Consider the following 10918-nt stretch of genomic DNA (forward strand, 5'->3'; position numbering starts at 1 on the left):
CGGATGCTCCTTGGGTACCCGATCGCACGGCTCCATGATCATCAACATCGCCCGCTGCCGCCGCTCTTCTCCCCGCATCCGCCGCTTCCTCCACCGATCCGATTGCTCACTCTGACGAATTATATCGGAACGAAATTCAGGCGTTTATCAACGACCTGCTAGAGAAAGGTGGTAAAGCTGATGTACGAAAAAGCAATGCTTCAAATGAAGCATTGGTTTCGCATCGTTCGTAAATAACTACTTCAGGAGCATGGCAGGCATATGATCGACGCAGACGGTTAAAAGAAAATGCATCAAATGATGTATTTATTTCTCAGCCTGACGCAGCCAAAACCGATTGCATCCCTTGTTTTTGTGTTAGAAGAACTCCTACACTTTTGCTATGGAGCTTATGACCGTGCATCGCGTCCTCTGGGCCGGCCGGATAATGAGCGCGTTTGTCGTTATCGCTCTGGTGGCAGACGGCACTATTCAGCTTTTCGCGCCGGCACAGATCGCGAGCATGTTGCAGGAAACCGGGTTCGCGATGTACCTGACCCGTGTCGTGGGTCCGATCGTGCTCGCCTCCGCCATACTTTACGCCATCCCGGCCACCACCGTCCTCGGCGCGATCCTAGTGGCGGGCTTTTTGGGAGGTGCCATCTGCGCCAATGTCCGCGTTGGTGAGTTTGGGTCGCCGCCGGAAATCTTCTGCCTGCTTCTGGGCGTCATGACATGGGGCGGCCTCTACGCGCGCGATCCCCGTATCCGGGCCATTCTGCCGCTCGTCCGTTGAACCAACAGGGGCAGTGCTCTGTCCCTCAAGATCAGGAGAAAACCCATGTTTTTAGTAATGGGAATCACGAGAAAAGTGGGCGGCGCAACGGCGGAACATCTGTTGGCGCGCGGTAATGAAGTACGCGCGCTAGTCCGCAATCGCGAGAAGGCGTCAAGCTGGGCGAACCAGGGCGTGGAACTTTGACGGTGATTGGAATGATTCGGCAGCCATCGAGCGGGCGCTCAAAGGCGTCGACGGCGCGTTTGTCATGTTGCGCTTTTTCTGTTCGACCCGCTAATCCTTCTCACCATTCTTTTGTGTCTTCTGCTTTGGAAAAGGCTCCAGCCAGAAATAAAAGCCCTGGTGGTGACAGGATTCACGCTTCTCGCGATGTACATACTGTTCTACGCAAAATACAATGACTGGAGCGGCAACATCGCGTGTGGCGACCATTATATCACCACGCCGGTATAATTGCTGGCTATGATCGCGATTCCGCTACTGTTGCGGCATCGTCCCTATTTAGGGAAGTTCGTCCCGAGGTTGGGAATGGCCATAGCCTGCGTCAGCGTTGTCATTCAACTCGCTTCGGTTGTCTTCTGGCCGCAACTCGAGTTCGATCAGATGGAAACGCTGGGTCATCCAACGTTTGTGATCGGGCTGCGCTTTGAGAATATCGCAGCGGTGGCTCGGGGTAAGGTGAATGGATGGAGTCCAGCGGATACACCGTATTTCCTGCCATTTCCTGTTAAGAAACACCTCGTGTCGAAGAGGGCCGCAAACCGGCTGATCGCTGGGTGGTCGGTTTGCCTGGCGGTGTTGATTGTTGTGTTGTGGATCATTCAGCGTAAGGCGCGCCGAGTGGATTTTGACACCGCAGTTCTCTCAGAGCATCCTTGGATTAGTGTTGCAGAAACTTAGCTGTGACAGCACCTATGCTTTCGCGCGCTCACAATGCCAGCGGCGACATTCTTGAGGGTCGGAAGCCCTGGCGGGATGCGCAAAGCGCTTGGGAGAGCATTCTCTAGCCTTCAAATCCTCAAGCTCGACTTACGCCAGACGAGCGATGTTGCCGACGAGAGCGATCAGCACGCCGCGCGATGTTCGAGTACCCTGATGTTCTCCGGTTCGCGTAATATCTACGGTTGATGTAGAGTTCGCGCTGGACGCCGGCCTCCACGAGTTAGGCCTTCGGAAGTAATGGGGCTCTCATGGGGAGGAGCGAAAAAGATGCATGACCGCACGTCAGAGGACCACTGGCAGGACATAGTCGAAGAGCACTACGCTATTGCCGACACAATCAGAGAGTACGTCTCGACGCTCGACGCCGCGCAACAGACGCTAAGATCACAGCTTGAAAAGAGCGAGCGAACCGCCGCGCTCCTGGCGCATTATCTCAAGATGCGCGAGCTGGGACACAAAGCGGACGTTAATATCGCCAAGCTGGGAGAGCGTCTAACGCTCACGATGCACGAGGCGAAGCGGTAAGGCTCGCTGCGCGACGATTCGCTCCTCAGGCCCCGTTTGCTCGGGCGTCCAGAGCTCGAAGTCGCTGAAGGTACCTAGGGAAAATCGCTTCAGGTAAGCCCTGGACAATAGCGGTCCTTCGGTTCAGATAGAAAATCCTTTGAAATCCCGGACGGCCGCGGCAAGGTCCGACGACGATCCGGGTCCATGGCCTCGCTCCGTTCGCCTTTACCTATGTGAATCCGGCGGACGATCGGCGCAACGCGCGCTGACCTTTTCGAATACCGCCAAGCGCCGTCTGCGGAGGCGGCGCAGCGATGCGCTCGTGCCGGCATCGCGAGGTTCTCCCGCGCGCGAGCGAAATCCCTGGTAAGACCAAGGTCCGAATAGCGCGCTCCCCGGATGCCTTCCTACGATGGTTCTGAGCCTCAAGCGGACGCTATGGAGAAAACAGTAGATGAAACTGCGCCGACGCCCTGCGGGTCAACCGTGTCGATTGTTGATCCTGTTGCTTGCGGTGATCTTGTTGAGTTCGGCCGAGGGGCTGGCGCAGCAAATCAACGGAGTTCCGGGGGCACCTGATTCGACTACGACGATCGACGGCCGCTATCTGCCGCCGCCGCCCCAGAAGTTCGGCGGCGAGATCAACCTGAACGCCGCCCAGTCGAAGCCGTACTGGCCGGCGCGCGTCGTCCCGCCCAAGGGTGCGCCGAACATTCTGTTGATCATGACCGACGACGTCGGTTTCGCTGCACCCTCGACCTTCGGCGGTGTGATCCCGACTCCGACGCTGGATCGCATTGCTCGCGACGGCCTGCGTTACACCAATTTTCATTCGACGTCCCTATGCTCGCCGACGCGGGCTGCGTTGATCACCGGCCGCAACCACCACTCGGTCGGCTTCGGCGTGATCTCGGAGGCGGCCACGGGTTTCCCCGGCTACAACAGTGTGATTGGCAGGGACAGCGCGACCATCGGCCGCATCCTGCGCGACAACGGCTATCGCACGTCGTGGTTCGGCAAGGACCATAACACGCCCGAGTGGGATGCAAGTCAGGCCGGGCCGTTTGACCAATGGCCGACCGGCATGGGGTTCGAGTATTTCTACGGCTTCGTCGGCGGCGACACCAGCCAGTGGCAGCCGAACCTGTTCCGCAACACTACGGCTATCTATCCCTATGTGGGGAATCCCGGCTGGAACCTGACCACCGCGATGGCCGACGACGCGATTGCCTGGCTGACGCAACTCAACGACATCAACCCCTCGATGTCGTTCTTCCTCCACTACGTTCCGGGCGGCACGCACGCGCCGCATCAGCCGACGCCGGGATGGATCAAGAAAATCTCGGACATGCACCTCTTCGACAAAGGCTGGAACGCGCTGCGCGACCAGATCTTCGAGAACCAGAAGAGGCTCGGCGTGATCCCGCAGGACGCGAAGCTGACGCCATGGCCGGATAAGCTGCTCAAGCGCTGGGATACGCTCACCGACGAGGAAAAGAAGCTCTTCATCCGCCAGGCCAATGTGTACGCGGCGTATCTCGCGTACACGGACCATGAGATCGGCCGCGTAGTCCAGGCGATTGCCGATATGGGTAAGTTGGATAACACGCTGATTATCTACATCAGCGGCGACAATGGCGCCTCGGCCGAAGGCTCGCCCAACGGTACGCCGAGCGAGGTGCTGCAGTTCAACGGCGTCGAACTGCCGGTCGCCGAGCAGATGAAGTTCTACGACGTCTGGGGCTCGGACCTGGCGTACAACCATATGGCGGTGCCCTGGGCCTGGGCATTCGATACCCCGTACAAATGGACCAAGCAGGTTCCGTCATTCTTCGGCGGCACGCGGCAGGGGATGGCGATCTCCTGGCCGGCACGGATCAAGGACAAGGGCGGCATCCGCTGGCAGTTCCATCATGTGATCGACATCGTACCCACCATCCTCGAGGTCACGGGCATTCCCGCTCCCGTGATGGTGGACGGGATCGCGCAAAAGCCGATCGAAGGCGTGAGCCTTGGCTACACCTTCGACAAGGCCAATGCCAACGCGCCGTCGCCGCATCACATCCAGTACTTCGAGATGATGGGCGTGCAGGGGCTCTACGACGAGGGCTGGATGCTGAGCGCCGTTCCCGTGCGCCCGCCCTGGCAACTGGTCGGCACGGCGATCACGGATCCCGCAAGCGGGTACAAATTCGAACTGTACGACGTCCGGCATGACTGGACGCAGAACACCGACGTGGCCGCGGCTAATCAGAAGAAGCTGCAGGAGATGAAGGACCTGATCTTTGCCGAGTTTGCCCGCTATCAGGTGCTGCCGCTGGATGCTTCCGTGGCGACGCGAATGGTGACCCCGCGTCCGTCGATGTCCGGCGGACGCACTGTGTTCACCTACACGGGCGTGCCGATCGCCGGCATCCCGCGCGGCACCGCGCCCTCGCTCCTCAATACCTCCTACACCATCACGGCCGAGATCGACGTGCCGCAGGGCGGCGCCGAGGGCATGATCGTCACCGATGGCGGGCGGTTCGGCGGATACGGGCTCTATCTGTTGAAGGGCAAGCCAGTGTTTACGTGGAACCTGCTGGATTTGAAGCGCGTCCGCTGGGAAGGCCCGGAAGTACTCGCGCCCGGCAAACATACGATGGAGTACGACTTCAAGTACGAGGGGCTCGGGTTTGCGACGCTTGCGTTCAACAACGTCAGCGGCATCGGCAGACCCGGAACGGGGACCCTGAAGGTGGATGGCAAGGTGGTGGCGACCGAGAGGCTGGAGCACACGGTGCCGATCACGCTGCCCTGGGATGAGACCTTCGATATCGGCTCGGACACCGGCACGCCGGTCGATGATCGGGACTACCAGGTGCCGTTCAACTTCACCGGCAAGATCGACAAACTGACAGTTTCGGTCGAGCGTCCGAAGCTGACGCCTGAGGACGAGAAACGCTTGATGCAGGCGCAGGCGAGCGCGGCCGACGCGCAGTAGTCTCACGCAATTGTTCCGAGGCCGAGGGGCGCGTCCAGCGCAAATACGGTAATTCTGGAGCGCGTATGAAACGGTTGATGACGCTCGTGCTTTACGCACTCCTCGGCCTCGCGGTCGGTTGGACGATAGTTCGGTTCTGGGCTCCGCACTTCAGAATGTAAAAGCGGGCGTCCGCAAACGAGAACAAGCGCGCGGATTTTTCCTGCTGTCATTTCGCGCTTGCCTGCTCTATATGTTGGGGCCGGAGGGCTTGGCTCCCGATATGACAATCACCGCCGAGGAGATTTCACGCCGCGTCGCCGCGATCGCGCCCGTGCTGGCTGAAAATGCGCCGGCCTGCGTGAGCGAGCGCAGTCTCGTGCCCGCCAGCATGCAGGCGATGGTCAGTGCGGGCCTGTTCCGCATCCCGCAGCCTTCGCGCGCCGGCGGCTACGAGCTCAGCCTGCGCATCCTGGGCGATACGGTCACCGCCGTTTCCGAGATCTGTCCGACTGCCGGATGGGTTCTGATGGTAATGTGCGCCCATCATTTTTGTCTCGGCACTTTCCCCGAGCAGGCGCAGGACGACGTCTTCGCCGGCGGCCGCGACGGACTGGTCGCGGGCACGCTCGCATGGCAGGGCAAGGCGGCCAGGGCCGACGGCGGTTATCGAGTCGACGGGCGTTGGCAGTTCTGCAGCGGCGTGGACCGTTCGAACTGGGTGATGCTCGGATGCGCCGACGCGGAGACCGGCGGTCCCGGGGTTCATGTGGTGGTTCCTACCGAACAGATAACGGTCGAAGACACCTGGTACGTGCTCGGACTCGAAGGAACCGGAAGCAAGGACATTGTCGCCAAAGATGTCTTCGTGCCGGCGGGGCGGACGGTCGATACGCGCGCGATGATGCGCGGCGATTCGCCCCATTCGCTCAAACATCCGACGAATCTTTATCGGGTATCGTCGGACTCGATGCTTTCGCTCTCGGTGGTGACGGCGATTCTCGGCTCGGCCAGGTATGCGCTGGCGAAATTCATCGAACGGACTCGCGAGCGGCGCGCTATCGTCACCGGGGCGCGCAAAGCGGAGCATGCGCCGACCCAGTTAAGGCTCGCCGAGTCGGCCGCCGAGATCGAATGCGCGGAGATGATGATTCATGACGCGCTGGACCTGCTGGGCCGCGTCGCCCAATCCGGCCAGGGCGCGACCGACATGGGGTACCGCGCGCGAGTCAAATGGCGTGCGGCCTACACCGCCGAATTATGCCGGCGCGCGGTTTCGCGCCTCTTTGCGGGCTCCGGCGCGCACGCGGTCTACAAGGGCAGCCCGCTGCAGACGGCATTTCGCAACATCAACGTCGGCGCGCAGCACGCGAGCATCGATTTCGACACCTCAGGCGAGCTATACGGCCGCGAGCGGCTCGGACTCCTGAGCAAGTAGAGACACCGGCGCTCTTGGCCGGCCTCGCAACTTCCGCGAGAGAGTCGAAGCTCTCATCGAGCGCATCACGAGAAAGCAAAATGCGCGTGCTGACCACCTTGCCTCAGGAGGATCTCCGCCGCGTGCCGGACGCCGCGTGCGAGGCCGAGCAAACCGGCTTCGACGGGCTGATCACGCTGGAAAATCGCAACGACCCATTCCTGTCGCTCGGCGTAGCCGCGATCGCCACGGAAAAGATCGAACTCGGCACCGCGGTCGCGATCGCTTTTCCCCGCAGCCCCATGGTGGTCGCGAACGCTTCCTGGGATCTGCAGGTTGCCTCGCGCGGCCGCTTTGTGCTCGGCCTCGGGCCGCAAATTCGGCCGCACAACGAGAAACGCTTCAGCGTCGCATGGACGGCGCCCCTCGCGCGCATGCGCGAGTACGTCGGCGCGCTGCGGGTAATCTGGACCGCATGGGAAAAGGGCGAAAAGCTGCGCTTCGAGGGCGAGCACTACACCTTCACGCTGATGACGCCGAATTTCGTGCCGCCCTCGATGGGCCTCCCGATGGTGCCAATCACGCTTGCCGCCGTCGGTCCCAAGGCGCTGCGCCTTGCGGGCGAGATCGCCGACGGCGTGCGGCTGCATCCGTTCTGCACCCGGCGCTATCAGGAAGAGATCGTGATGCCCCGGCTCAAGGAAGGCCTCGACGGGGGCGGCCGCAGTCTTGAGCATTTCGAGGTTTCCGGCGGCGGCTTCATCGCCACGGGGCCCGACGACGCCGCCGTCGCCCGCGTGTTCGAATGGGTCCGGATGCGGGTGGGCTTTTACGGTTCGACGCCGGCCTACTGGCCGGTGCTGGAATTGCACGAGCTCGGCGACCTGGGCCGCAAGCTCAATGCCCTTTCGAAGCAGGGCAAGTGGGCAGAGATGACAACCTCCGTCAGCGATGATCTCGTTCATTTGTTTGCCGCCGTCGGCACTCACAAGGAGATCGCCGGCGCTGTCGAGCGCCGCTTTGGAGGCCTCAGCGACGCCGTTTTCGCCAGCATCAACTCGACGATTCGATCCGATTTGCCAGCGGACGTCCTGGCGGACATCCGCCGGATCCCGGTCAGGTTCAAGGGCTACTGCACGCCATGGTGAACGGCGAGTGATCCGAACGGCCCGAGAAATGAAAAGCCCCCGGAGGCTCCGGGGGCTCTGAACCTGCGCTCGCGCAGGCTCGATGCTCAGGTGTCTCAGGCGGTGCTCAGAGCGGAGTCGATACCGCTGGCGAGCGTGCCGATGTTGTTGCCGAGCACTTTGTAGGTCCCGTACACAACGATCGCGATAGCTGCGAGGATCAGGGCATACTCCGTCATGGTCTGACCGCGGGCGCTGCTAATCACAGACTCACGGACCCGAACGAACAAGGTCGTCAGTGCTTCCATTCCCTATCTCCTTATCTAGGCGGACTTTAAGCACCGATGAGGCTATTTTGTCTGCTTAATATTGTCTAGACATTCGTATCGTTCAGCGGACGTTTCAGGAGTTCATGCTCTGCCGATGCGATTGTCTTTGATCTGTCAATTGTCATGAATTAACGTCTATTATCATGCATTTACGTCTTTAGTCATGTTTCATAGCAGTCCCTGATATGTCGGATTGCAGCAAAGGAACGATTCGAGAAGAACACCTTGGCTATAGTAGGATGACGCCCATGGCGCGAAACCTGGGACATCATGCAGTCATAATTGGCGGGAGCCTGGCAGGGTTGATGAGCGCGACCGTGCTGGCAGACCATTTCGACTGCGTCACCATCTTCGAACGCGACGAACTTGAAGATCGGCCGGTGTTGCACAAGTCGATCCCGCAGGGCAATCACATCCACGCCTTGCTGCTCGCCGGGCAGAACGTGATGTCGTCGCTCTATCCGGCCTTTACCGACGAGCTGAAGCGACTGGGCGCGGTGTCTTTCAGGACCGGCATCGACCTCGCCTTTTATGGTCCTGGCGGCAAGGGGTACAACGCCACCCGATCGGTAACTGAGCCGCGCGATCTCGGTTTCGAGGGCCACATCATGAGCCGCGGGCTGCTCGAATACCTCGTCCGGCGGCGGACGCTCGCGCTCGCGAACGTAAGTCTCGAGACCGACGCAACTATCGAAGGGCTCATTAGCGACAATGGAGGAGTAGGCGGCGTGCGCCGCAAGCGTACCACCGGCTTCGAACCGATCGAAGCCGATTTGGTGCTTGACGCCAGCGGTCGCAGCTCTCACGCCGCGCGATGGCTGGTCGAGATGGGTGTGGCGGCTCCCGAAGAAACCACTATCGGCGTCGACTTCGCGTACACGAGCACTAAGTACCGCAAGCCCGACCATACCGACGCCGGGGAGCCGTTGTTGCTTGTCGGCGGGCCGCCGCCTCAATACACGAGAGCCGCCGGGCTCTTCGAGATAGAGAATAGCATCTGGCACGTCAGTCTGGCCGGCCGCTTCGGCGATTATCCTCCGACCGACGAGGCGGGCTTTGTTGCCTTCGCGAAATCGCTGCCCTCGCCGCGGCTCTACGATTTAATCAAGGACGCTGAACGAATCGCCGACATCACGCATCATCGATTCCCTACCAGCATCTGGCGTCACTATGAACGGCTGCAGGGTTTTCCAGCGGGGTTTCTGATCCTCGGCGACGCGATCTGCAGCTTCAATCCGGTGTACGGGCAGGGAATGAGTTCCGCGGCGCTGCAGGCGCAGGCGCTGCGGGATGTGCTGCGTGAGCGCGCGGCGGGTTCGCGCGGGCTCGACGGGTTGTCCGCGGAATTTTTTCCGCGGGCGGCGCAGGCAGTCAGCGCGCCCTGGACTCTCGCCGCGAACTTCGACTTCGCGTATCCGCAGACTCGGGGCGAGCGTCCCCAGGGCATTGCCGAGGGCGCGACCTACTTTGCCGCGCTGGACTCGCTCCAGGCTGAGGACGTCGATGTCCAGCGCCTGGTCACCGAGGTGTTTCAGCTAACCAAGCCGCTCTCGGCGCTGCGCGAGGAGCCTCTGCTCAGCCGGATCCTGGCGCGCCTGCAGCAAATGCAGCGCTCCGCCTGAGGCTCCAGCACGGCTGCTTCATCTCGCGGCGTTCGATCTGTTCTCGCGATTTCATTCGCCCGCATGCTTGCGCTGTTCTGACCGGCGATGAATCGCGAATCCGTTTGATTCGCTCGTCTCCGGGTTCGACAGGTCTGGATGGTGCCTGCCGCTTCGAGCGGGGTAACTATTTGCCCGCGCACGGGAATGTCAGGCTGTGGAGACGGTAACGAATGACCGGACCTTCGTTTCTGAAACGTCACTGACCGCGGTGTGGTTTTTCGGAGAGTTGCGAACCGTGCCCTGGAAGCGAGCCCTCGAATCCACGGGCGAATCGAGCGGCTGCCGGCCCATTGCGCCGCCGGCGTTAGTTGCGGCAGGCGGTCCCGCGTGCTGTCCTTATACGCGCGACGCGGATACGCGAGATATGGGCGTCGAGCGTCTATCCGACGACGCTGGCGTCGACGACGCTGGCTGCGCCGCCGCCGCGATGACCAATGGCAGCGCCGCGAGAATGAAAAAGGCCGACGACGCGCGGCGGCTCGAGCGCGCCCGGATGCGCGCGTATCTGATGGAACGCCTGCAGCAGGGCGATCCGGACGCGTGCCGCCTTTTGCTCGATGACATCGGCCCGGCCGTGACCCGGTTTCTGCGCACCCGGGTTGCCAGCGACGAAGTCGAGGACGTTTACCAGGAAGTCTTCATGGCGCTGTTCCAGGCGCGCCACACTTACCAGGCCGGTCGTCCCCTCGAGCCATGGCTGTTCGCGATCGCGCGCAATGTCGCGGCCGATCACTCGCGCCGGCGATGGGCGCGCGCCGGTTGGGAGGAGCTGACGGCCGATTTGCCCGAGCGCGCAGAGGGCGATTCGCCCGCACCTCCGCCCGATATCGAGGCGCTGCTGGCGAAGCTTCCGCCCACGCAGCGCGAAGCCTTCGCCTTGCTCAAGCTCGACGGGATGACGCTGGAAGATGCGGCCGGCCGCGCCGGCGTCTCGGTCGGCGCGCTCAAGGTTCGCGCCCATCGAGCTTACAAGGCGCTCAAAAGATTAATCGGCGGAGAAGGCGCCCAAGGTGGCTGAAACGTCGCAAATGACTTACTCGGAGCGCCATCGCAGGATCGTCGAGTCGCTCGCCGCCGCCGTCGAGCCGGTGCGGCCGCTATGGCCCGTACGCGTGCGTCTGACGCTCTGGCTGCTGCTGGAGGCGCTCGTGCTCGTGTGGGTCGCGACGCATACCGGCAACGACTTCATGCG

10 protein-coding genes are annotated in these 10918 nt (G+C 61.6%); 9 read left to right on the forward strand and 1 reads right to left on the reverse strand.

All coding sequences use genetic code 11. The features are described from left to right. Positions 1-391 precede the first annotated feature (391 nt). The 6 genes from VMI09_17175 (at position 392) to VMI09_17200 (ending at position 7754) form a co-directional block, all read left to right on the forward strand. The gene (locus tag VMI09_17175; protein ID HTQ26424.1) at positions 392-775 is read left to right on the forward strand and encodes a DoxX family protein; all 384 of its coding nucleotides are present in this window, start codon (positions 392-394) and stop codon (positions 773-775) included. A 531-nt stretch (positions 776-1306) separates the two neighbouring features. Continuing rightward, the gene (locus tag VMI09_17180; protein HTQ26425.1) at positions 1307-1678 is read left to right on the forward strand and encodes a hypothetical protein; all 372 of its coding nucleotides are present in this window, start codon (positions 1307-1309) and stop codon (positions 1676-1678) included. A gap of 309 nt (positions 1679-1987) precedes the next feature. Further along, positions 1988-2245, forward strand: a complete 258-nt coding sequence (locus tag VMI09_17185; GenBank protein ID HTQ26426.1) for a hypothetical protein — start codon at positions 1988-1990, stop codon at positions 2243-2245. Positions 2246-2681: 436 nt separating this feature from the next. Then, positions 2682-5210, forward strand: a complete 2529-nt coding sequence (locus VMI09_17190; GenBank protein ID HTQ26427.1) for an arylsulfatase — start codon at positions 2682-2684, stop codon at positions 5208-5210. A gap of 262 nt (positions 5211-5472) precedes the next feature. After that, complete coding sequence (locus tag VMI09_17195) at positions 5473-6627, forward strand: acyl-CoA dehydrogenase family protein (GenBank protein ID HTQ26428.1); 1155 nt, start codon at positions 5473-5475, stop codon at positions 6625-6627. Positions 6628-6707: 80 nt separating this feature from the next. Then, on the forward strand, positions 6708-7754 hold the full coding sequence (locus VMI09_17200; GenBank protein HTQ26429.1) for a TIGR03617 family F420-dependent LLM class oxidoreductase: 1047 nt from the start codon (positions 6708-6710) through the stop codon (positions 7752-7754). Positions 7755-7849: 95 nt separating this feature from the next. Here VMI09_17200 and VMI09_17205 read toward each other — a convergent pair whose 3' ends face one another. After that, on the reverse strand, positions 7850-8041 hold the full coding sequence (locus VMI09_17205; GenBank protein HTQ26430.1) for a hypothetical protein: 192 nt from the start codon (positions 8039-8041) through the stop codon (positions 7850-7852). A 269-nt stretch (positions 8042-8310) separates the two neighbouring features. Here VMI09_17205 and VMI09_17210 point away from each other — a divergent pair, with 269 nt between their 5' ends. The 3 genes from VMI09_17210 to VMI09_17220 form a co-directional block, all read left to right on the forward strand. Beyond that, the gene (locus VMI09_17210; protein HTQ26431.1) at positions 8311-9684 is read left to right on the forward strand and encodes a hypothetical protein; all 1374 of its coding nucleotides are present in this window, start codon (positions 8311-8313) and stop codon (positions 9682-9684) included. 406 nt (positions 9685-10090) lie between these two features. Next, complete coding sequence (locus VMI09_17215; GenBank protein HTQ26432.1) at positions 10091-10744, forward strand: RNA polymerase sigma factor; 654 nt, start codon at positions 10091-10093, stop codon at positions 10742-10744. Beyond that, on the forward strand, positions 10737-10918 hold a 182-nt coding region (locus VMI09_17220), incomplete at its 3' end, for a hypothetical protein (protein HTQ26433.1). The genes VMI09_17215 and VMI09_17220, both read left to right, overlap by 8 nt.

Source organism: Candidatus Binataceae bacterium, from assembly GCA_035500095.1.
Lineage (GTDB): Bacteria > Desulfobacterota > Binatia > Binatales > Binataceae > JAKAVN01.